At 55.4% G+C, this 500-nt stretch carries 1 pseudogene; it reads right to left on the reverse strand.

Annotation, left to right across the window (positions count from 1 at the left end):
- Positions 1–500, reverse strand: a pseudogene (locus IEV17_RS17075) (hypothetical protein); the annotation flags it as partial.

Raw genomic sequence — 500 nt, forward strand, 5'->3', positions numbered from 1 at the left:
GCACCGATATCACCTTTGTCGCCTTTTGCTCCAGTTGCACCTGTAGCACCGATATCACCTTTATCGCCCTTGTCACCTTGAGCGCCTGTAGCTCCTGTTGCACCAGTTGCGCCGATATCACCTTTGTCACCCTTAGCTCCAGTTGCGCCCGTAGCACCGACATCACCTTTATCGCCCTTGTCACCTTGAGCACCTGTAGCTCCAGTTGCACCGATATCACCTTTGTCGCCCTTAGCTCCTGTTGCACCGATATCACCTTTGTCGCCCTTAGCTCCAGTTGCACCCGTAGCACCTACGTCACCTTTATCGCCCTTGTCACCCTGAGCACCTGTAGCTCCAGTTGCACCGATATCACCTTTGTCGCCCTTAGCTCCAGTTGCGCCCGTAGCACCTACGTCACCTTTATCGCCCTTGTCACCTTGAGCGCCTGTAGCTCCTGTTGCACCAGTTGCGCCGATATCACCTTTGTCACCCTTAGCTCCAGTTGCGCCCGTAGCACC

This window comes from Acinetobacter modestus (genome assembly GCF_014636095.1).
Lineage (GTDB): Bacteria > Pseudomonadota > Gammaproteobacteria > Pseudomonadales > Moraxellaceae > Acinetobacter > Acinetobacter modestus.